This window comes from Marivirga salinae, assembly GCF_030503855.1.
GTDB lineage: Bacteria > Bacteroidota > Bacteroidia > Cytophagales > Cyclobacteriaceae > Marivirga > Marivirga salinarum.
Window position 1 is genome coordinate 2,947,275 of record NZ_CP129971.1, and the last position, 20,495, is coordinate 2,967,769.

Sequence of the window (20,495 nt, forward strand, 5' to 3'; positions counted from 1 at the left end):
ACTAAAACACTTATTTATTGATAGAAATAAGTTTCCATTAAAAATATCTTATGAAAAAAATAAAACCAAAGGCAGGTCAAGAGTCTGTTTGGGATTATCCACGTCCACCAGCAGTTGAAGCGGTTAAGAATCACTTAAGGATTATTTTCAATGGTGAGGTTATTGCAGATACAAATACATCTTACAGAGTGCTAGAAACCAGTCATCCACCAACTTATTATCTTCCCATTTCATCTTTCAAAGAGGGGACACTAATTGAAGGAACTCACAGCACAGCATGTGAATTTAAGGGAGTTTCATTTTATTATGATATTAAAAGTGGTGATAAAAAAGCCTTAAACGCTGCTTGGGGATATCCAACTCCGAATGGAAAATTCAAAGTGATAAAAGATCATATTGCAGTCTATGCTCACAAAATGGACGCATGTTATGTTGGGGATGAAAAAGTAGAACCACAAGAAGGAGATTTTTACGGGGGATGGATTACCGCTAAAATTGTCGGGCCTTTTAAAGGAATAAAGGGAAGTTGGGGATGGTAAAAGGCTTATTTCAAAGGATTCTTTCTCATTTTCTTTTTATCAGAGTGCATTTTTTTCTTTTCTAATCTCTTCTTTTGAGAGGCTTTAGTGGGCTTTGTCTTTTTGCGGATTTTAGGCTTTTCAAATGCCTTTGATAAAGTACGCTCCATTTTTTTATAAGCCAGTTCTTTATTTTTGATTTGAGAAGAATGGTTTTCAGCTGTAATAATAACATCACCTGATTTAGTCAGTTTGCCTGCTAAAGCTTTTTGAATGGTCTGTTTTTCATATTCTGATAATAATTGAGATTCATTTACATTGAATCTTAGTATTACTTTTGTTTCTACTTTATTGACATGCTGACCACCGGAACCCCCACTTCTTGCTGTAGAAAGTTCTAATTCTTTTTTGATTTTGCTGAGTTTGAATTTTGGTTTGTCCATGCTTTATCTATCGAAAGATTATGTTGTTTGTTGTAAATCCTGTGGATGACATTAAAATACAATAATGATTATTATTATCAATAAATATAGTATTTTGTAGATAGAATGAGTTTTGGGTGAAAAAACATTACATTAATCGAACAAAATGCATGTTTAATCATACCATCTATAATAGATGGTAAATTTCCATTAATTTGATGAGTTTTTAATTAAATTGATTTAAGCAATGCTAATAATTAATTGAAAATGGGGGGGATAGTTGAATTCTTTTTAACAGAAGACAGGAAGAAAAACCGGGTTAACTTAAGAAAATCTAAGTTACTGATAAGAGCTTCACTTTTAACTAGTCTGTTTTCTAGTACCTATCTTGTCTTAAGTTTAACTTTTGATTTTGATATAGGAGTTAAGCTAATGGCATTTAATGTTATAGGGTTTCTATTATTACCCTTCTTTCTGAAATTTAAGATTTCAATCAATGGTATAGGCAATTTGTATGTTTTTGTGGGAGGTATTGCTGTTATGATCCTAGCTTATGCCTCAGGAGGAATATTTTCAGCCATTTATCCTTGGATTATCTCTATCCCCATTTTAGCATTATTAGTTGTAAATAGAAAATCTGCCATTTTTTGGGGCATTATAAGTTTTGCTGTAATGCTTGGAATGGGAATCAGCCGCTACCTCTGGTTTTGAATTTCCAAATCAGTTAAAAATTTCAGATGAGGCATTATGGATTACTTTCGTCCAGCCTGGTTTGTTATTGATTATCTTTTTAGTAGCGTATATTTTCCAATCTACCCAAACAGCTGCTCTGGAAAAATTGGCGAATCAGAACAATACGTTGATCGAACAAAAAAATATCATTGCCTCTCAAAAGGAAGAATTAACCACCTTGATAGATGATAAAAATTATGTCATTCGAATATTAGCCCACGATGTGAGAAGCCCATTAAAAAATATTCAAGGCTTAGTTAAACTTTTAGAGTTAGAAACGGAGGAAGAACGAAGGTTAGAAATAAGAGAATTGTTATTACAATCTTCTACTAATGCCGAAAATTTGGTGAATAAGGTTTTGGAATTGGATAGATCTGAACATGAAAGCTCAAAGAGTAATATTTCAAAAGTTGATGTTAAAGAACTGCTGCTAGAACTAATTCAAAATATGCAAGAATTAGCCAATAGAAAGCAGATCAGCATCTATTATGTAGATGCCGCAAAGAAATCCCAAATTGAAGCAGATCAAACTTATATTCATTTGATTTTTGAAAACCTATTGTCAAATGCTATTAAATTTTCGGAAGAAGGAAAAAAAATTGAAGTAGATATTTCTAATTCAGATAGTCATTTGCTAATTAGCATTAAGGATGAAGGACCTGGAATTGACTATTCAGAAGAAGATCAATTATTCAAAAAGTTTTCAAAGCTGAGCCCAAGACCAACAGCGGGGGAAAGTTCAACAGGCTTGGGTTTATCTTTAGTGAAGCGCTATGTTGAATTAAGTAATGGAAAGGTTTGGTATGAGAGAAATCCTGAAAGACAAGGCGCTATATTCAAAGTGGAGTTTCCTTTAGCAAATTAGTAATCAAAATTAATTTGAGATGAGCCAAATCTAGATACAGGAGGCTTATACTAGCTATTTAAATAATCAATTTCCAAAACCTCAATGCTCCTTTTCTCCTTACCCAATTGAAAATCACCACTATCCCCTTTTTTCTTTCCAATTAAAGCTTTAGCAATAGGCGCAGTAAAAGCAATCTTTTGTTTTTTGACATCAGCTTCATCCACACCTACAATTTGAAAGCTTTGTTCTCGTCCATTCATTTTGAATTTTACTTTTGCACCAAATCGAACTTCATTTTTGGGTTGGTCAGTCGGATCTAAAACTCTGGCTGAATTGATTCTTTCCTTTAGCAATTTAAGTTGACCATTTATGGTGGCCATATTTCTCCTTCTATCTTGTTCTTTCTCTATGGACTTAACTTCGGATTTATCTTTTTCTAAAATGGCTTTCTCATCTAATAGTGCTTGCTTTCCTGCAGGGGTAACATAATTTGGTTCACCTTCGGGCAATGGAGCTCTTGGTGGTATAAATGGAGCTTCTTCCTGATCGTCTTCTTTTACAAATGCTCTGCTCATGATGAATTCCCTTGTTTTGAAAGTATTGAAACAATTAAAGATTTCCCTTGTTTTAACGACTGTTTATAGAAGTTGTTCATTAGTGATATAAGCTAAATTTTCTAATCAGTTTTATACAATAGTAAGTGCAAACGTATATCTCTCAATAGATTTTTAGAACTACTTTTTTTTTATTAATTTCAAATCATTTATTTCTAAATCATCATTTTGAAGAATCCATTAGTATTACTTTTAGTATTCCTTCTAATTTCCTGTAACTCTTGGGCACAAAAAGAAAATAGAGAAAATAGTATTGCAGCTTCCTACCAAAGAGATTTTTTTGACCGTGATTTTAATGACTGGAATCAATTTTCACTATCCTTAAAATCGGATGGCCCAAAATACGTTTGGATTCCACAAATTCAATTGGTTAATAGGTTTAGTCTTTCTGATATTGCTGGTCAACTTTCAATCTATAGAAAATTTAAAAATAAAGATTATGCATTATTAGAGGGAGGCCTTTCAGAAGGAAGAATTATGTCAAAAAACCATTTGCGTTTTATTTATTATCATACCGCAGGATTATGGGAAGTGAATGCGGGCTTTCATTACTTAGTATTTCCCGATAATTCACAGTTTTTTGGGCCTCAAATAGGCTTGTCGAGATATATCGGAAATTTTTTAGGAAATTTTACAGCCCAATATTTTTGGGATAGTCAAAATGAATGGCCTAACAATTATTCCTTGCAACACAGCTGGCGCTATTACTTACAGGGTAAATCGCATTTGTCCGTTTCCGGCTCTTATGGGTATGATAATTCCTTGGTTATTATTTCGGATCAACTAAACAGTACAACCAATAATCCTTATTTATGGAATATTGGCACCTATTTCCAAAGTAAATTTTATGGACGTACAGCTTTTAGGTTGTCCTATGTTTACGCTCGCTATCAGCTTGAACTTTTTGAACGAAACCAGCATAGTATTCAATTATCATTTGAATTTAAGAGATATAAAGATGGAAAATAAAGTGTTTCATATCTTACTAGCAGAACATAGCGAACTTTTAAGGAAAGTTTTAAAAGATAGGCTAGACATGGAAAAGGATTTTAAAGTCTCCACTGTGGTGGATGGTTTGGAATTGCAGTCTTATATGCAAGAAAAAATGTGTGACTTGATAATAGCTGAGGAGTTATTACCATTTAAAAGTGCTTTCGAATTGTTAAAATTGGCGAATGACAAGCAAATCCCCATGATTATTATCAGTGATGCGGATTTGGAAGAAAAGATATTGGAGGCTTTTTCTTTAGGTGCTGCTGATTTTATCGATAAGCCTTTTAGTCCAAATGAAATGGTAGCCAGAGCTAAAAATGTATTTCGAAAACAAAGCCAATCTGCATGAACACTGGAGATCAATTTTTAATTTATTGTATTTTCGTTGTTTTGATCTTTCTGCTAATTGTAGTTTTTGGAATAGGCATAAGTAGATCATTTTTCATTTTAAGGGATAAAAATTATCATAAACGTGAAAAAACACTTCAGTCAATTTTATCCATGATTTTGAATCATCCTGATAAAAAGAAAGCAGGATATTCTAAGCTTAAAAAGTTTTTAAAATCTGATAACGATCATCAAGTCTTGGTGGATTTACTAACCTCAATTGGTTACAATTTGTCTGGGCAATATTTTGAGAGGGCAAAGGCTATTTACGATGATTTTAAATTGGAAGAGTTTTCCATTAAAAATTTAAACAGTACAAATTGGGATAAGATCGTGGAAGCTATTATTGAATTGTCAGTTTTGGGCTCAGAAAAGCATACAAAAAACATTCTACCATTATTAGAGCATCATAATTCCAATGTGCGAAGACAAGCAAAAATAGCTATAGTTGAAATTGGCAAGAGTAAGGGATTAATGCAGATGGAAGATAAGATAGGCGTAATGTCATCTTGGACTTATATTTCCATTTTATCTATTTTGCATAGAACACCTTTTAAATTAGGCAACAAAGAATTAGAGAAATTGCAGAATTCAAGAAACCCATCAATGAGAAAGTTGTCCTCTCATTTGGGAAGATTTTCAGTTATTTATCAATAATTTATGTATCAGGAAATAAGTCAATTTTTTAATTATACTATATTTTTCTACGCTATCAGCATTATGCTTTTCTATTTAGTGTTGGCGGTCATCTCGCTTTTTGCCATGCGGGAATACATAAGAAAAACGAAGCATGTTTATTTTGATGATATCTTAAGATCACCAATAGCTCCTAAAATCAGCATTATTGCTCCTGCTTATAATGAAGAGCTGTCGATTGTTGCCAATATCCGCTCACTACTAAATTTACACTATAATAATTATGATATCATCATTGTTAATGATGGAAGCAAAGATGATAGTTTGAAGAAAATGATTGCAGAATATGATTTGCAAGCTATTGATGGACTTCATTGTGTTGATTTACCTCATAAAGAGGTTCAAAATGTTTACCGATCACTTAATCCTGCATTTAAGAAATTAACAGTTATTGACAAGAAAAATGGTGGTAAATCTGATGCGCTCAATGCTGGTATTTCAAATTCTGATGCTGAATTAGTGGCCTGTATTGATGTAGATTGCGTGATTGAAGAAGATGCACTATTAAAATTAGTTAAACCTTATTTAGAAGAAACGAAAAATCGAGTGATTGCAGTTGGTGGCGTGGTAAGAATTGCCAATGACTGTAAAATTGAAGATGGCAGGTTAATCAAAGTCAAATTAGCTAAAAATCAATTAGCCAGATTTCAAACACTTGAATATATCAGAGCATTTCTCTTAGGAAGAATGGCTTGGGGTCATTTAAATGGTTTATTGATTATATCTGGCGCCTTTGGCATGTTTGACCGTAAACTTCTAATTGAAGTAGGAGGCTATGACACTTCAACAGTGGGTGAAGATATGGAATTGGTAGTGAGAATGAGGAGAAGAATGGCGGAACAAAAAATTCCTTATAAGGTCGCCTATGTGCCAGATCCGCTTTGTTGGACAGAAGTACCTGAGTCAACAAATTCATTTTTTAAGCAAAGAAATCGCTGGACTCGAGGGACAATAGAAACCTTAAGAAGCCACAAAAAAATATTTCTACGCAAAAAGTATGGCTTAATGGGGATGCTAAGTTATCCTTTTTGGTTCCTATATGAATGGTTGGCTCCGATAATCGAATTTTTAGGTGCCCTCTACTTTTTAGTGATGGCCCTATTAGGTTGGATCAATTGGCCTCATTTTTATATATTGCTTACACTAGTATATAGTTATGCTGTCCTTATTTCATTTTTGGCATTATGGATAGAAGAAATAAGCTACAGGGAATATAGTAGCGGTAGAGCATTATTAACTTTGATGTTTACAGCCTTAATAGAGCCTATATTTTATCATCCTTTAACGGTTTGGGCTGCAATCAAAGGTAATTTTGATCAGTTTATATTGAAAAAGAAAAGCTGGGGAGATCAACAAAGAAAAGGATTTAAAAAGGCATAATTTCTATGCCTTTTTAACAAATTCAGATTTTAATGCCATGGCACCAAATCCTGGAACTTTACAGTCAATATTATGATCACCTTCAACTAATCGAATACTTTTTACTTTCGTGCCCGCTTTAATCGGTTTTGGCGCACCTTTCACGGGTAAATCTTTAATGATTACCACGCTATCCCCATCCTCTAATGCATTGCCATTTGCATCTTTTATTTGTAGGCGATCATCATTGATGGATTCAGTTTCAACTTCTGCAGGATTCCATTCATGACCACATTCTGGACACATCATTAAAGTATCAGTAGGGTAGGCGTAAGGAGATTTACAATTTGGGCAATTATTAGACATGTTTATTATTTTTTAAGTCTGCAAAGTTAAGTTCTTTATTCAAATAAAAAGAGAATTAAAAATTATATGGTAATTCAATCAATTAGCATAAATTCAACCTTCGTAAATTAAAAATCTCATAAAACGAATAAAATGAAAGAAGCAGAAGCACTTAATTCCGTATCAAAATTCCATAGAACTTTTAATCACCCCATTTTATCTGAGCCACAAATACCACCAAAAAATCGAGCAGAATTACGTTTAAATTTGTTAAAGGAGGAATTAGAAGAATTACAGGAAGCAGTTGAAAATCAAGATGTAGTAGAAGCAGCAGATGCTTTATGTGATTTGCAATACGTATTGGCAGGAGCCATTTTAGAATTTGGGATGGGAGAGAAGTTTGCCGATTTATTTGCTGAAGTACAGAGGTCCAATATGAGCAAAGTATGCCGATTTAAAGAAGAAGCTCAAGCCACCGTAAACCATTTTGAATCCCAAAATCAAGAAGCCTATTTCGAAAAGAAAGATGATTTTTATTTAGTTTATCGTAAAGCGGATAATAAGACTTTGAAGTCAATTAATTATTCTGAGGTGGACTTAGGGAGGATTTTGAGGGGCGAAGGGTGATGGATGTAGGATGAAGAATGGTGTTTCAATTTCAATACTTCTTCCTTATACCTGTTTTCATTAAAAAATGTATCCAGTTTGATTAAAACAAGCACATCCTTTTTTTTGTTATGATTTTAAAATCTTAAATCATGACAAAAGAAGATGCAATAAAAGCCATTAAAAATATTCCAATAGGAGCTAAAATCCAAGTGATTCAGAAATCAGGGAATATCATGGATGTCAGATTATCCAGCCATGAAGTGAATAAAACTGAAGAAAAGCGATACGAAATGGTTACCGTTCCTGAATTGCCACCTGCATTATTGGTTCATGGACATATCAGACAGGGAAATTATAGAATTGAACTTGAAGATATTGTTCGAATTGCTTGGGTTCAAGATTGACTGGAAAGATAATCTGAACTTGAATAAAAAATAGCAATCTGAATTCACTCCAGATTGCTATATACTTTATTCTTTTGTGCCTTTGGTTAACCTATTCTATTGCTTTAGCTTCTTCCACTAATAGTTCATTATCATCTTCCAAACCAGCTTGAACGAAAGTATTAATCGCTTCATTTCTTTCCAAGCCTTTTTTCAACAACACACCTAATGCAATAGTAACCCCAATTCTAGTACCTACTTTCTTTTTGGCTGTTCCAAATAGCGGTTCCAGCTCATCATAAGTAACATCTTTCGCTAGTTTAGCAATATCGGCTCTTGCTGATTCCAATTTTGCACCTGAAAGATTTGTATATTTCTTACTGATTTTCTGAATTTCATTTATTGGACTTCTGCCTTGACCTTGTTGTTTTTGTTGCTGAGGTTGAGCTTGGGTTTGTTCCTTAGTTTGTGCTTTAGCCCAAGAATCTTTCAGTCCTACGGTTTTATTGAAAATCAAGTGATCCGCTGTTGCATCTTTATCTAGAGTAAAATACCCCACTCGCTGAAACTGGAATTTATCTTCCAACTTTGCTTCTTGCAAAAATGGCTCTAAATAAGCTTCATTGGTTATTTTTAAAGATTCAGGATTTAAAAATTCCATAAAGCTCTTTTCACCATGTGCATCTGGTGCTTCATCTAAAAATAAACGGTCGTACTCTCTGATTTCAGCTTTAATTGCATGCTGAATGGATACCCAATGCAAAGTTCCTTTCACTTTTCGCATACTTGCTTCTGTTCCACTTCCGGAACGAGAATCTAAATCTGCGGTACAGTGAATTTCAATTATATTGCCTTTATCATCCTTTACAACTGATTCTCCTTTGATGATATAAGCATTTTTCAATCGAACTTCTTGACCTATGGTCAGCCTAAAAAATTTGCCACCAGCATTTTCTTTAAAATCCTCTTTTTCAATGTATAATTCCCTAGAAAATGGAACTTCATGCGAACCTGAATTCTCCATTTCTGGATTATTCTCAGCCTCAAGCATTTCTGTTTTTCCTTCAGGATAATTGGTAATGATCAATTTAACAGGATCAATTACCGCCATGGCACGTGTTGCTCTTTTATTCAAATCTTCACGAATGGCATATTCCAAAAGGGAAACATCCGTTACGCTATCTCTTTTTGAGATTCCAGAAATCTCACTGAATTTACGGATTGATTCAGGCGTATAACCTCTTCTTCTCAAACCTGAAATTGTGGGCATTCGAGGATCGTCCCAGCCTGCTACGGTTTTGGTTTGCACTAATTCCAATAATTTACGCTTACTCATCACAGTATAGCTTAAATTACGTCTGGCAAACTCCCTTTGCTTTGGTCTTAATTTGTTTTCATCATAAATCTGATCTAAAAACCAGTCATACAGTTCTCTATGCGATTTAAATTCTAGTGTACATAAAGAATGTGAAATTTGCTCAATATAATCGGATTGACCATGTGCCCAATCATACATTGGATAAATGCACCAATCTGTTCCAGTTCTGTGATGAGCCCTATTTATAATTCTATACATCAAAGGATCGCGCATCAACATATTTGGAGAAGCCATGTCAATTTTAGCTCTTAATACATAAGAACCCGCTTCAAACTCCCCATTTTTCATTTTCTCAAAGATCTCCAAGTTCTCCTCGATTGGTCGTTCACGATGCGGACTAGGTTTACCGGGAGATGTAGGAGTCCCTTTTTGCTCAGCAATTAATTCAGGAGATTGTCCATCAATATAAGCTTTACCATTTTTGATTAGCTCTATTGCCCAATCATATAGCTGTTGAAAGTAATCAGAAGTATATAATTCATTAGCCCATTTGAAGCCCAACCAGTCAATATCATTTTTGATAGAATCAACAAATTCTTGTTCTTCTTTGATTGGGTTTGTGTCGTCAAAACGCAGATTTACAGGAGCTTGATGATCTTCACCTAATCCAAAATTGAGGCAAATGGAAGCAGCGTGACCAATGTGTAAATAGCCATTTGGTTCTGGTGGAAATCTAAAACGCAGTTTATCTTTCGATAATCCTGATTTTAAATCTTCCGCAATAATATGTTCTAAAAAATTAAGTGATTCTGATGCTTCCTTCATGTTTATTCTATTGAGTTGCAAAATTAGCTGAAAAGCATTCAATTGCAATAGGAGTGTTGGGGTATTTATATTTCATTTCAATGATAGGCTCGTACTAAAAAAAGTTTGCATTAAACCCATCTTCCAATACTTTATGATAGTTGCTTTTATGAAACTTATAGACAATTGGTGCTCTATTGCTGGATCCCATTCTTTTTTCATTAGTATCAATCAATATATCTAAGCTCAACATTTTCCGCCTGAAATTTCTCCTATCTATCTTTTTTTGAAGGATTGTTTCATACAAAGCCTGGAATTCGGGCATTGTGAATTTTTCAGGCAAAAGATTGATGCCTATCGGTTTTTGATAAAGATCCTGCTGAAGCTTTTTATAAGCTTCATTTATAATTTCCTGATGATCCAACATAAGATCAGGCAATTTATCAATTGAAACCCACTCACATTTTTCTGATATAAAATCTGGTTTAGGCTTATTCACTTTAGAATATTCAACCAAAGCATAAAATCCAATGGATATAAAACGATTTTGAAACCAAGCTAGGGAATCTTTATCCAACACTTCCTTCTTGATTAAATGCTCAATATGATGTGTATTGGATCTGTCAGGATTTGTGAATACATGAAATTGTTGCTGATATATATTCTCAAGACCAGTTCTGTCTTTTAACACGACATCTGCAGCCAAAGATGCACTTTGATTATTCTTTATAAAACCGCCTGGTAAAGCCCATAAATCAAGATGTTTTAATTTTAGAAGTAACACCTTTAATTCATTTTGATGAAATCCAAAAACCACGCAATCTATTGATACCGAATGAAGAAAATTTGAAAAATCCATGTAAATAATTTAAATCCTGATTAGATTTTATTACTATTGTGTAATATTGACACATTAGAATATGTATTCATAATATTAACTCAAATTTATCATAATTATTTAATTGAATACTTTAAGATCACGGCTATGGAGAATAGAATGTTAAAAATTAAAAAGAACATGATTATCTACAGGATATTACTTTTGGTAATATTTGGTGGGATATTGTTTTCATGTCAAACATCTGAAAAGGACGGGAATAAAAGCGAATTCGATGTTTCATCTGTAATTGAAAAAATGACAGTTGAAGAAAAGGCTCAATTAGTAGTAGGAACGGGGATGTATTTGCCATTACCGGATTCTATAAAAGCCATGATTCCAGAAGGGCTTAGAAAAGAATTGGACACTACTACCGCCTACGGAAAGATGGTAACTAGAATACGACAATATTTACCTGGGACGGCTGGCGTGACAGCTGAATTTCCAAAATATGGCATCACTAGTCAAACTTTGGCTGACGGCCCTGCTGGATTGAGAATATCACCAGTAAGAGAAGGAAAAGAAGGCACTTTCTATGCCACCGCATTTCCGATAGCAACTGTTTTAGCTTCCACTTGGGATACAAAACTAATCGAGAATATTGGACAAGCAATAGGAGAGGAAGTATTGGAATATGGAGCGGATATTCTGTTAGCACCAGGTTTGAACTTACAACGTGATCCGTTAAACGGTAGAAATTTTGAATATTATTCTGAAGACCCATTGGTGACTGGTAAAATGGCAGCTGCTATGGTAAACGGAATCCAATCGAATGGAGTGGGTACATCGATTAAACACTATGCAGTTAACAATCAGGAAACCAATCGTTTATCTGTAAATACAATCTTAAGCGAACGAGCTTTAAGGGAAATGTATTTGAAAGGTTTTGAGATAGCGGTAAAAGAAAGTCAACCATGGACGGTGATGTCTTCTTATAATAAAGTAAATGGGGTTTATACATCAGAAGACCCTGAATTATTGACCACAATTTTAAGAGATGAATGGGGTTTTGATGGATATGTAATGACAGACTGGGGAGGTGGAAGTGATATTGTAGCTCAATTGAAAGCAGGTAATGATATGATCCAGCCAGGCTCTCCTGAACAAATTCAGGCTGTAATTGCTGCTGTGGAGAATGGAGAATTGGAAGAAAGCATTTTAGACACCAATGTTAGAAGAATTCTTTCCGTTATGTTAAGAACCCCGAGATTTAGTGATTACCAAAATTCAAATAAACCAGATTTAGAAGCTCATGCTACTTTAACTCGTCAAGCTGCTTCAGACGGTATGATTTTACTTGAAAATAAAGATAAAGCACTTCCTTTTAGTTCTTCTGTTAAAAATATAGCAGCCTTTGGGGCTAATTCTTATGACTTCATTTCTGGAGGAACTGGTAGTGGTGATGTAAATGAAGCTTATACCGTTTCCTTAATTGAAGGTCTTCAAAATGCAGATTATCAAGTAGATAGTGAATTACAAGATATATATACAAGTTATATAAAAGAGACAAGAGCGAACCAACCACCGCCAGAAAATTTCTTGACCGCCTTATTAGGTGGAAAGCAACCACTTCCTGAAATGGAATTAGATGAAAATATTGCGAAGAAAATGGCTTCCAATTCTGATATAGCTCTTATTACCATCGGTAGAAATGCAGGAGAGGGTGATGACAGAAAGCCTGAAGCCGGAGATTTCTATTTAAATGATAAAGAAAAATCATTAATTAAAGTGGTTACTGAGGCTTTTCATGCTGAAGGGAAAAAAGCAATAGTGATTTTAAATATTGCGGGTGTGATTGAAACTGCTAGCTGGAAGAATGTTCCTGATGCCATTTTATGTTCATGGTTGCCAGGACAAGAAGCTGGGAATTCTGTAGTAGATATATTAAGCGGAAAGGTTAATCCATCAGGTAAATTAGCAACTAGCTTTCCAAATTCTTATGAGGATGCACCAACAGTTGAAAACTTTCCCGGCAATAGTGTAAAAGGAGAGACCGATGATAAAAAGGACGAATCAGGATTTTCATTTATGAAAAGAGAGCCATGGGAAGTGGTTTATGAAGAAGATATTTATGTTGGATATCGTTATTATCAGACTTTTGATGTTCCTGTTTCCTATGAATTCGGCTATGGAAAATCCTATACTTCATTTGAGTACAGTAATTTACAATTAAGCACCGATTCATTTACTGATCAATTGGAAATAACGGTTGATGTTAAGAACATAGGCCAAGTTGCAGGTAAAGAAGCAATTCAAGTTTATCTAAAGGCTCCTACGGAAAAATTGGAGAAACCAGAATCTCAATTGATAGCATTTGGAAAAACATCATTATTGGAACCTGAAGCTGGTGAAAGCTTGAGCTTCACAATAAATGCGAAAGATTTAGCATCCTTTGATGAAACTAATTCAAGATGGTTAGTTGAAGCTGGAGAATATACAATTAGAATAGGGGCTTCTTCACAAGATATTAAATTAACTGATCAGATAAGTGTAAGTGAAGATATCACAGTGGAAACCGTAAATAAAGCAATGACACCAAATAGGGAAATAGAAATTATGAGACAATAGATTGTTTAATTTTTCATAGGTTGGTTTAAGGGCAGTTACTCTTTTGGAGTGCTGCCTTTTTTCATTTTGATCAGCTAGTGTATACTATTTTCTTTACTGGAGAGTTAATTATGAATTAAAACTGAGAAATATGAAAACAGCCACCTTATTTTTAAGCATATCCGTAAGTCTTTTTGCCTTTAAGGCAAATTCACAATCCAAATTTTACATTTCAACTGAAGGTAATTTCAATTATGACCTTTATCAAGTTACGGATGAAGGCAATTCAGCTGGCCCACCCATTTTCAGATTAATAGCTCCTCCAGGAGCGACTTTTATTGCGGGATATGAATTAAATTCAATTTTTAGTTTGGAAACTGGAATTGCAATTCATCCTGTAAAAAGTGGTTTTTCCTTAGTTTTCAGTGATCACGGATCGGTTAGTGAAGGGACATACGAAGGCGAATACTATCACATTCCTATTAGAACAAGAGTAAGAATCCCACTTTTTAGTGATTGGTTATTTGCCACTACTAGTCTGGGAGTTCAATTAAGTGTTACTAACCCAGCTCAAGTTGGAACTACTTCTACCATTGATGGAAGCCAAGGTAGTTCCACCATAAATGGAGATCGTTTATATTCAGTAAGTACTCAAAATACTTATTATCATAAATATTATCTAACTGCATCGGTTGAAACTGGATTTGATTTCCAAATCAGTCCAAAATTTAATATGTATTCCACTTTCACCTACAATAGAGGGTTTACTGACCTTAGACAGACTGATATTCAGTATCAATATAAAAATGAGCCTGAGCGAGAGGCAAGTATTTTTCATCAAGGAAGTTATTTAAGTGTTAATATTGGGTTAAGATTTCATTTGAATGCTGGTTAATTTGATTGATTAAGTCTAGTTAATCGGTCTGCAGTTTATAATAGTTAATTTCGCATTGACTTTGGTAATGATTAGAGGACTCTCAATAAGTCCATTTTCAAATTTTATTAAATTAAATTTAAATCATTAGCTATAACTCAACATAACCCATTAATTTTAAGCTTTACAAATATTTAAAAGCATTATGTTTAACGGGGCATCATTTCCAAAACCATTGGAAGAATCAGTTTTTGAAGGTTGGCTTGAAACAGGTAGAGCCAGCAAAATTGGCTATAAATACATGTTGATTATCTGGGATAATTACGATGATGCTTACCAAGCTGTTTATGAAGAAGAAAGAGAGAGCATTTACAAATACGAACGCTATGAAAGCTCCACTGGTAGAGAATCGTTAGTGGCTGCTTATGATTTGTATTCGGAAAGTAGGGTGAGTTGAATCAATTTTATCCTAATTTTCTATTTATAAATATATTTACCTATATTAATAAATATGTAATTATTCGAATATTAATGTAGATGACAGAACTCAAGCTTAAGTTTTTTGAAAAGCATTCAGATTTATTTATTACAATAATATTTGGATTGCTTTCCGCAGTTTTAGGATTAATTACAATTGATACACCCGGCTTTGAAGGAAGCTATAGTGATTTAAGAGAAGTCCCACTTTTGATAGCTATTTTTCACCTAAGAAATCCTCTATATATAGTTTTACTTTGTATTCTTACTCTTTTAGGGTTGCCATTAGAGCTTAGGTTAATTCCTGTTTTTTTGATGCATGTCGTTCCCTTAATTATCTTTTGGTATGTCTATCAATGGATCAAAAAGTTTGATTTTAAGGCAATAAAATTAGGCTTCATTTGGTTTTTTAATGCTCTTATTTACTACTGCATTTTATTGTATCCTATGTTAATTTTCACCTATTGGATGTTTGGTTTTAACCAGGATGTATCATTTTTACCTTCTTATAAATCTATCTTTATTTCCGGAACTCTCGAGATGATTGCAACTGCTTTTGTTAGTTCTATTTATTTGGTTCAAATGAACTTTAGACGAAAGTTGGAAAGCAATAATAAAAATCTCGAGAAAATTGTAAATGAGCGGACACAGGAACTATCCAATGCTAATGATAAATTATTAGAATTAAATTCCAACTTAGAAAATATAGTAGAAGAGCGTACACAAATTGTTAATCAACAACTTAAAAGAATTACTAAATACGTCCACATGAACTCCCATGAAGTGCGTGCACCATTGGCTAGAATGTTAGGTCTATTAAATTTAATTGAATTAGAAACTTCTGAAGAAAAAAAGAAAAATCTAATGAAATTATTAAATATAAGCTCAATAGAATTAGATCAAATTGTTAAAAGAATGAACAAAATCCTTGAAGAAGAAAAAAAGTATTTAAATTGAGTGGTCATACCTTTATCAACCAACTTTTATTAGATTAATACTCTCAATTTTTCAGGATTTTTAATATGAATGATTTAAATATTGATTTCGACATCATAATAGTAGGAGCAGGGCCAGCTGGCTTTGCCTGTTCTTATCAGTTAAGAAATCAGAATCTGAAAATTGCCATAATTGATCATGCTACATTTCCTCGTGATAAAATTTGTGGCGATGCATTAAGTGCTGATGTGGTGAATCAATTTTATAGAATGGATCAGTCTTTGGGTGAAAAGTTTGAAAGATTTGCTCAGAAAATTTATTCTCACGGTGTTCGTTTTGTAGCCCCTAACCATTCATTCCTGGATATCAACTACCAAAATCCGAATCACGGCAATGCTGCCGGCTACATCAGTAAAAGAATAGATTTTGATCATTTTCTTTTTCAGCAAATTGAAAACCAGCCAAATATTGAGATTTTTCAAGGTGAAAAAGTGATGGATATTAAAAGTGAGTCATATGGAATTGAGTTAAAAACAGACCAAAGGCAACTGACTGCGAAAATGATAATAGGTGCAGATGGTGCACATTCCATCGTGAACAGAAAATTAGGTAACATCAAAGTAGAAAAAGATCACTATTGTGCTGGAATTCGTCAATATTATGAAGGCGTTACAGGTTTTCATGCTAATCATCATATCGAACTTCATTTTTATAAAGAACTATTGCCTGGCTATTTTTGGATCTTTCCATTACCCAATGGACAAGCCAATGTGGGATTGGGAATGTTATCCAGCGAAGTAAGCAAAAGAAAATTAGACTTGAAAAAGGCCTTAAATGACCTAATTCAATCAAAACCTGATTTAAAAGAACGCTTTAAAAATGCCAATTCATTAGAAAAACCTCAAGGGTTTGGTTTGCCAATAGGTTCGAAAAAGAGACCACTTTCAGGAGAGCGCTTTTTATTATTGGGAGATGCTGCCAGCTTGATAGATCCCTTTACCGGAGAAGGAATTGGCAATGCATTAAGGAGTGGAAGAATTGCGTCTGAGTATATCATTAAAGCATTTGAAAATCAAAACTTTACTGCTGATTTACTTAGGGAATATGATAAGATGATTTACCATAAAATGTGGAATGAATTGCGCATTAGCCGAAGGATTCAGATGCTACTTCGATACCCCAAACTCTTCGATTTTGTGGTTAATAAAGCAAATAGCAATTCCTCAGTTCGAACACTTTTAACTTCCATGCTTGATAATGTGGACTTAAAAAAGGAGTTGCTGAAGCCGAGGTTTTATGTGAAGCTTTTGTTTGGTGAGCGCATTTGATCCTTAAAACTCTTAATTATCGATAATCTACTTTTTTTGCAAGGAGATAATTATCTCTTAATTGTTAATTTATATGCTTCTTTTGTTTTTTGATAATAAAGGCATTTACTTTTGGTAATCCACTCTGATAATAATCTGTTTTAATCTTCCGTATATATTGTAGATTGCTGAAAAATATGATATAAGTCATTGTTCTACAGTATTTTACATCATTATTTAGATGGAGTTATTTTACTTACTTTATGCAATAAAAAGTAAAACTAAACCTTTTAAATCTATTCAAAATGAAAAAGCTATTAATACTTGGGGCAGGCACAGCGGGCACAATGATGCTCAATAAGCTTGACAAGAAATTAGATAAAAAGGAATGGGAAATAACCATTATTGACAAAGATGATACTCATTATTATCAACCAGGATTTTTGTTCATTCCTTTTGGTATTTATAAACCTAAAGATGTTGTAAAAAGCAGAAAGGAGTTTTTTCCGGCAGGTACTCATTTTATTATAGATGAAGTTGACAAAATAAATGGAGATGACAATAAGGTTATTCTTAAAAGTGGTGAGGTATTAACTTATGATGTTTTAATAGTAGCAACAGGCACCACTCCAGTTCCTAGTGAAACAGAAGGCTTAATGGGACCATTATGGTATAAGGATATATTTGATTTCTATACTTTCGAAGGAGCCAGTTTACTAGCGAAGAAATTGGAAAATTGGAAAGGTGGTAAATTGGTTATCAACTTAGCAGAAACGACCATAAAATGCCCAGTAGCGCCTTTGGAGTTTGCTTTTTTAGCGGATGCATATTTCACTGAAAAAGGCATAAGAGATAAAGTAGAGATAAATTATGTGACACCTCTTTCTGGTGCTTTCACCAAACCGATAGCAACCAAAATGTTAAGTCAGCTCATGGAGAAAAAGAATATTCATGTAGTTCCTGATTTTTATTTGGAGCATGTTGACAATGACCTTAAGAAAATAGTCTCTTATGATGGCATGGAAGTGGAATTTGATTTGCTAGTAAGCATTCCAACTAATATGGGCGCTGATATGGTCGCAAATAGTAATATGAGCGATGAGGATGATTTGAACTTTATCCCAACTAATAAAGAAACTCTTCAGCATAAGCAACATGAAAACATCTTTGTGATTGGAGATGCCACTAACTTACCGACTTCTAAAGCAGGATCAGTAACGCACTTTGAAGGGGAGATTTTGATAGAAAATATCTTGAGTTTTATTAACGGCAAACCTTTGGAAGCCAAGTTTGATGGACATGCAAACTGCTTTATTGAAACAGGCTTCGGAAAAGCTGCATTAATTGATTTTAATTATACTACTGAGCCATTGCCTGGGCAATTTCCTATACCAGTTTTAGGACCAATGGGCCTATTGAAAGAAACTAGAATTAACCATATGGGAAAATTAGCCTTTAAATGGATCTATTGGCATATGTTATTAACAGGTAAATCCTTACCGGTTAGTACCAATATGAGTATGACAGGGAAAAAAGCTCCTAAGAAAGAAGAAAATAAAGAGAAAGAAGAGCCTCAACAAGAGGAAGTTTTATTATAACAAAATATCAAGACCATGGACACATTAACAATCAACAAATCAGCAATTAAGGTAAATGAAGAAGGTTATTTCACAGATCCATCTCAATGGAATGAAGATATAGCTGTAGAAATGGCTAAGCAGCAAAATATAGACCTTAGTGAGAAGCATTTTGAAGTTTTGCATTTCTTAAGAAATAAGTATGCAGAGGAAGTACCACTTACAATTCGTAAAGTGGGAAAATCTGGAATTGTGGACATCAAAGAATTTTATAAACTCTTCCCAGGTGGACCATTAAAGATATCTAGTAAAATAGCAGGGATTCCAAAACCCGTAAGTTGTGTTTAACCCTTTAAAGAAATAGTCATGGAAGTCGTTAAAGAAATGACCGCAAATAAAGTGGTTGCTAAAGAGAAAAAAGAAGTAAAAAAAATATTGGTCATCTGTGCCAGAGGCACATTAGAGGATGTTTATGCTGCTCTTATAATGGCTAATGGTGCTTTGGCGGAAGGAAAAGAAGCTAAAATGTTCTTCACCTTTTTTGGACTTGACGCCATTACAAAGAAAAAAGCAGATCACCTCCATACTGCCACAGTGGGAAACCCAGCTTTTATGAGAGGATTACCTACTATGATTGGTGGCTTACCTGGTTTTGAGGCACTTGCTTCATCCATGATGAAAAAAGAGATGGATAAATTAGACATTCCACCCGTAACAGAATTTTTTGAAATGATTGAAGCCGGTGGGGGTGAAATATACGCTTGTAAATTGGCAGCAGATATGTTCCATCTTAAAAAAGAGGACTTTATTCCTGAGGTTAATGATATCATTACCGTTGGCCAAATGTACGAACTGGCTGAGGGAGAAGGTACCCACATGGTGTTTATTTGATTGTTTCTGATACCTAATCATATTATAAAGTCTTAAATTAGGTTCTTTTATAAGGGAAAGAAATCACTTTCCCTTTTTCTATTTATGACCTCAATAAATAAAATTCTTTTCCGAAGGGATTTGCTAAATTATATTTTATAGCATTAACTCCTTTCTAGTTATCATATTTATCAAAGGGCAATTTTTGAGATAGAAAAGAGACAGAATTATACAAGAGAGGTATAAAAACAGAAGACGGGCATCTAGATTACAATCAACGCCCGCCTCAAATGGTATTTCCTTAGATTTACCATATGTCAAGTTACAGTTATTGTGGACTCATCTTAATAGCTTTTAGCTTATGAGATTCAGATTAAATAAAGCTTCATTCTTCCCAAATCCTTTCCTAAATTGAAAAGGAAGATTTCCGAAATCCGGATTTCATTTAACCCAGTCTTAAAGACTTTCCTTTTATCTCTGGCTTGATGATATAAAGATATAAAGCTTTTAAATCTTAAGCGATGATGGATATCAACACTTTTGATAATTCTTATCATCGACATTATGTGAATTATTCGTGTTATTGAGGAATCAAATAAAGGAAAAAATCATGTTAGTCGAATTAGAAAAAAACAAACTGGATAAGTATACTGAAAAGAGACCTTGGGGTAATTTTGAGCAATTTACGCATAATGAAAAGTGTACGGTTAAATTAATTAATGTTGATGCTCACGCTGAGCTTAGTTTACAATACCATTTAAAAAGAAGTGAGTTTTGGAAAGTTATAGAGGGAAGCCCAATTATTTTGATAGGAAATCAAAAAGTGACAGCCAATAAAGGCGATGAGTTTTATATACCACAATTAACACATCACCAAATTATTACAGAAAGTAAACCAGCTTGTATTTTAGAAATTGCATTTGGTGATTTTGATGAAAATGACATTGTAAGAATTAAGGATAAATATAATAGAGTCAAAAATGAGTGAAATTCATTCCCTTAG

At 33.8% G+C, this 20,495-nt stretch carries 23 protein-coding genes; 18 read left to right on the forward strand and 5 right to left on the reverse strand.

What is annotated here, in order from left to right; translation table 11 throughout:
* The first annotated feature begins 50 nt into the window (after nucleotides 1-50).
* On the forward strand, nucleotides 51-539 hold the full coding sequence (locus QYS49_RS12370; RefSeq protein WP_308347645.1) for a DUF427 domain-containing protein: 489 nt from the start codon (nucleotides 51-53) through the stop codon (nucleotides 537-539).
* Nucleotides 540-544: 5 nt separating this feature from the next.
* On the opposite strand, the gene arfB is transcribed toward QYS49_RS12370, so the two are convergent.
* The gene (arfB, locus tag QYS49_RS12375) at nucleotides 545-961 is read right to left on the reverse strand and encodes an alternative ribosome rescue aminoacyl-tRNA hydrolase ArfB (RefSeq protein ID WP_308347646.1); all 417 of its coding nucleotides are present in this window, start codon (nucleotides 959-961) and stop codon (nucleotides 545-547) included.
* A 246-nt stretch (nucleotides 962-1,207) separates the two neighbouring features.
* Here arfB and QYS49_RS12380 point away from each other — a divergent pair, with 246 nt between their 5' ends.
* Together QYS49_RS12380 and QYS49_RS12385 are read left to right on the forward strand one after the other, a co-directional pair.
* Nucleotides 1,208-1,651 carry a hypothetical protein gene (locus tag QYS49_RS12380; RefSeq protein WP_308347647.1) on the forward strand — a complete coding sequence of 148 codons (444 nt, stop codon included), beginning with the start codon at nucleotides 1,208-1,210 and terminating at the stop codon, nucleotides 1,649-1,651.
* A complete protein-coding gene (locus QYS49_RS12385) occupies nucleotides 1,617-2,537 on the forward strand; it encodes a sensor histidine kinase (RefSeq protein WP_308347649.1) in 921 nt (306 codons plus the stop codon). The genes QYS49_RS12380 and QYS49_RS12385 overlap by 35 nt, the downstream gene beginning before the upstream one ends.
* 50 nt (nucleotides 2,538-2,587) lie before the next feature.
* Here the strand turns inward: QYS49_RS12385 and QYS49_RS12390 are convergent, their stop codons facing one another.
* Nucleotides 2,588-3,094: a GreA/GreB family elongation factor gene (locus tag QYS49_RS12390; RefSeq protein ID WP_308347651.1), complete on the reverse strand. Its 507-nt coding sequence runs from the start codon at nucleotides 3,092-3,094 to the stop codon at nucleotides 2,588-2,590.
* A 207-nt stretch (nucleotides 3,095-3,301) separates the two neighbouring features.
* On the opposite strand from QYS49_RS12390, the gene QYS49_RS12395 reads away from it, so the two are divergent.
* From QYS49_RS12395 to QYS49_RS12410, 4 genes are read left to right on the forward strand one after another with little or no spacing between them, the layout of a single operon-like run.
* Nucleotides 3,302-4,102, forward strand: coding sequence for a YaiO family outer membrane beta-barrel protein (locus QYS49_RS12395; RefSeq protein WP_308347653.1), 801 nt, complete (start codon nucleotides 3,302-3,304; stop codon nucleotides 4,100-4,102).
* Entirely contained in the window at nucleotides 4,092-4,475 is a 384-nt protein-coding gene (locus QYS49_RS12400; RefSeq protein ID WP_308347655.1) for a response regulator transcription factor, read from the forward strand. Before QYS49_RS12395 ends, QYS49_RS12400 begins: the two co-directional genes overlap by 11 nt.
* On the forward strand, nucleotides 4,472-5,170 hold the full coding sequence (locus QYS49_RS12405; protein WP_308347657.1) for a HEAT repeat domain-containing protein: 699 nt from the start codon (nucleotides 4,472-4,474) through the stop codon (nucleotides 5,168-5,170). Before QYS49_RS12400 ends, QYS49_RS12405 begins: the two co-directional genes overlap by 4 nt.
* A gap of 3 nt (nucleotides 5,171-5,173) precedes the next feature.
* A complete protein-coding gene (locus QYS49_RS12410; protein WP_308347659.1) occupies nucleotides 5,174-6,589 on the forward strand; it encodes a glycosyltransferase family 2 protein in 1,416 nt (471 codons plus the stop codon).
* Nucleotides 6,590-6,592: 3 nt separating this feature from the next.
* Here the strand turns inward: QYS49_RS12410 and QYS49_RS12415 are convergent, their stop codons facing one another.
* Nucleotides 6,593-6,934 (reverse strand): zinc ribbon domain-containing protein YjdM, encoded by a 342-nt coding sequence (locus QYS49_RS12415; RefSeq protein ID WP_308347660.1) that lies wholly within the window; start codon nucleotides 6,932-6,934, stop codon nucleotides 6,593-6,595.
* A gap of 132 nt (nucleotides 6,935-7,066) precedes the next feature.
* Here QYS49_RS12415 and QYS49_RS12420 point away from each other — a divergent pair, with 132 nt between their 5' ends.
* Entirely contained in the window at nucleotides 7,067-7,540 is a 474-nt protein-coding gene (locus tag QYS49_RS12420) for a pyrophosphohydrolase domain-containing protein (RefSeq protein ID WP_308347662.1), read from the forward strand.
* A gap of 131 nt (nucleotides 7,541-7,671) precedes the next feature.
* Nucleotides 7,672-7,926: a hypothetical protein gene (locus tag QYS49_RS12425; RefSeq protein WP_308347663.1), complete on the forward strand. Its 255-nt coding sequence runs from the start codon at nucleotides 7,672-7,674 to the stop codon at nucleotides 7,924-7,926.
* A gap of 91 nt (nucleotides 7,927-8,017) precedes the next feature.
* Here the strand turns inward: QYS49_RS12425 and QYS49_RS12430 are convergent, their stop codons facing one another.
* On the reverse strand, nucleotides 8,018-10,048 hold the full coding sequence (locus QYS49_RS12430) for a glutamine--tRNA ligase/YqeY domain fusion protein (protein ID WP_308347664.1): 2,031 nt from the start codon (nucleotides 10,046-10,048) through the stop codon (nucleotides 8,018-8,020).
* Between the two features lie 94 nt (nucleotides 10,049-10,142).
* Nucleotides 10,143-10,886 (reverse strand): NUDIX hydrolase, encoded by a 744-nt coding sequence (locus tag QYS49_RS12435; RefSeq protein WP_308347666.1) that lies wholly within the window; start codon nucleotides 10,884-10,886, stop codon nucleotides 10,143-10,145.
* A gap of 126 nt (nucleotides 10,887-11,012) precedes the next feature.
* Between QYS49_RS12435 and QYS49_RS12440 the strand changes: the two genes are divergently transcribed.
* The 9 genes from QYS49_RS12440 (at nucleotide 11,013) to QYS49_RS12480 (ending at nucleotide 20,480) form a co-directional block, all read left to right on the forward strand.
* A complete protein-coding gene (locus QYS49_RS12440; RefSeq protein WP_308347667.1) occupies nucleotides 11,013-13,472 on the forward strand; it encodes a glycoside hydrolase family 3 N-terminal domain-containing protein in 2,460 nt (819 codons plus the stop codon).
* 130 nt (nucleotides 13,473-13,602) lie between these two features.
* Nucleotides 13,603-14,346, forward strand: a complete 744-nt coding sequence (locus QYS49_RS12445) for an outer membrane beta-barrel protein (RefSeq protein WP_308347669.1) — start codon at nucleotides 13,603-13,605, stop codon at nucleotides 14,344-14,346.
* 184 nt (nucleotides 14,347-14,530) lie between these two features.
* Nucleotides 14,531-14,782, forward strand: coding sequence for a hypothetical protein (locus tag QYS49_RS12450; protein ID WP_308347671.1), 252 nt, complete (start codon nucleotides 14,531-14,533; stop codon nucleotides 14,780-14,782).
* Nucleotides 14,783-14,862: 80 nt separating this feature from the next.
* Nucleotides 14,863-15,759, forward strand: a complete 897-nt coding sequence (locus QYS49_RS12455) for an MFS transporter (RefSeq protein WP_308347673.1) — start codon at nucleotides 14,863-14,865, stop codon at nucleotides 15,757-15,759.
* A gap of 65 nt (nucleotides 15,760-15,824) precedes the next feature.
* Complete coding sequence (locus QYS49_RS12460) at nucleotides 15,825-17,066, forward strand: NAD(P)/FAD-dependent oxidoreductase (RefSeq protein ID WP_308347675.1); 1,242 nt, start codon at nucleotides 15,825-15,827, stop codon at nucleotides 17,064-17,066.
* A 284-nt stretch (nucleotides 17,067-17,350) separates the two neighbouring features.
* On the forward strand, nucleotides 17,351-18,643 hold the full coding sequence (gene sqr / locus QYS49_RS12465; protein ID WP_308347678.1) for a type III sulfide quinone reductase, selenoprotein subtype: 1,293 nt from the start codon (nucleotides 17,351-17,353) through the stop codon (nucleotides 18,641-18,643).
* A 15-nt stretch (nucleotides 18,644-18,658) separates the two neighbouring features.
* Complete coding sequence (locus QYS49_RS12470; protein WP_308347680.1) at nucleotides 18,659-18,970, forward strand: TusE/DsrC/DsvC family sulfur relay protein; 312 nt, start codon at nucleotides 18,659-18,661, stop codon at nucleotides 18,968-18,970.
* A gap of 18 nt (nucleotides 18,971-18,988) precedes the next feature.
* Nucleotides 18,989-19,513, forward strand: a complete 525-nt coding sequence (locus tag QYS49_RS12475; RefSeq protein ID WP_308347681.1) for a DsrE/DsrF/DrsH-like family protein — start codon at nucleotides 18,989-18,991, stop codon at nucleotides 19,511-19,513.
* Between the two features lie 589 nt (nucleotides 19,514-20,102).
* On the forward strand, nucleotides 20,103-20,480 hold the full coding sequence (locus tag QYS49_RS12480) for a phosphomannose isomerase type II C-terminal cupin domain (protein WP_308347683.1): 378 nt from the start codon (nucleotides 20,103-20,105) through the stop codon (nucleotides 20,478-20,480).
* Nucleotides 20,481-20,495 lie beyond the last annotated feature (15 nt).

Coding starts and splice junctions, on each gene's coding strand:
- QYS49_RS12415 (WP_308347660.1), bottom strand. CDS start 6,934: ATGTCTAATAATTGCCCAAATTGTAAATCTCCTTACGCCTACCCTACT.
- QYS49_RS12430 (WP_308347664.1), bottom strand. CDS start 10,048: ATGAAGGAAGCATCAGAATCACTTAATTTTTTAGAACATATTATTGCG.
- QYS49_RS12470 (WP_308347680.1), top strand. CDS start 18,659: ATGGACACATTAACAATCAACAAATCAGCAATTAAGGTAAATGAAGAA.
- QYS49_RS12445 (WP_308347669.1), top strand. CDS start 13,603: ATGAAAACAGCCACCTTATTTTTAAGCATATCCGTAAGTCTTTTTGCC.
- QYS49_RS12390 (WP_308347651.1), bottom strand. CDS start 3,094: ATGAGCAGAGCATTTGTAAAAGAAGACGATCAGGAAGAAGCTCCATTT.
- QYS49_RS12400 (WP_308347655.1), top strand. CDS start 4,092: ATGGAAAATAAAGTGTTTCATATCTTACTAGCAGAACATAGCGAACTT.
- QYS49_RS12420 (WP_308347662.1), top strand. CDS start 7,067: ATGAAAGAAGCAGAAGCACTTAATTCCGTATCAAAATTCCATAGAACT.
- QYS49_RS12410 (WP_308347659.1), top strand. CDS start 5,174: ATGTATCAGGAAATAAGTCAATTTTTTAATTATACTATATTTTTCTAC.
- QYS49_RS12450 (WP_308347671.1), top strand. CDS start 14,531: ATGTTTAACGGGGCATCATTTCCAAAACCATTGGAAGAATCAGTTTTT.
- QYS49_RS12440 (WP_308347667.1), top strand. CDS start 11,013: ATGGAGAATAGAATGTTAAAAATTAAAAAGAACATGATTATCTACAGG.
- sqr (WP_308347678.1), top strand. CDS start 17,351: ATGAAAAAGCTATTAATACTTGGGGCAGGCACAGCGGGCACAATGATG.
- QYS49_RS12405 (WP_308347657.1), top strand. CDS start 4,472: ATGAACACTGGAGATCAATTTTTAATTTATTGTATTTTCGTTGTTTTG.
- QYS49_RS12380 (WP_308347647.1), top strand. CDS start 1,208: ATGGGGGGGATAGTTGAATTCTTTTTAACAGAAGACAGGAAGAAAAAC.
- QYS49_RS12370 (WP_308347645.1), top strand. CDS start 51: ATGAAAAAAATAAAACCAAAGGCAGGTCAAGAGTCTGTTTGGGATTAT.
- QYS49_RS12425 (WP_308347663.1), top strand. CDS start 7,672: ATGACAAAAGAAGATGCAATAAAAGCCATTAAAAATATTCCAATAGGA.
- QYS49_RS12475 (WP_308347681.1), top strand. CDS start 18,989: ATGGAAGTCGTTAAAGAAATGACCGCAAATAAAGTGGTTGCTAAAGAG.
- QYS49_RS12480 (WP_308347683.1), top strand. CDS start 20,103: ATGTTAGTCGAATTAGAAAAAAACAAACTGGATAAGTATACTGAAAAG.
- QYS49_RS12455 (WP_308347673.1), top strand. CDS start 14,863: ATGACAGAACTCAAGCTTAAGTTTTTTGAAAAGCATTCAGATTTATTT.
- arfB (WP_308347646.1), bottom strand. CDS start 961: ATGGACAAACCAAAATTCAAACTCAGCAAAATCAAAAAAGAATTAGAA.
- QYS49_RS12460 (WP_308347675.1), top strand. CDS start 15,825: ATGAATGATTTAAATATTGATTTCGACATCATAATAGTAGGAGCAGGG.
- QYS49_RS12435 (WP_308347666.1), bottom strand. CDS start 10,886: ATGGATTTTTCAAATTTTCTTCATTCGGTATCAATAGATTGCGTGGTT.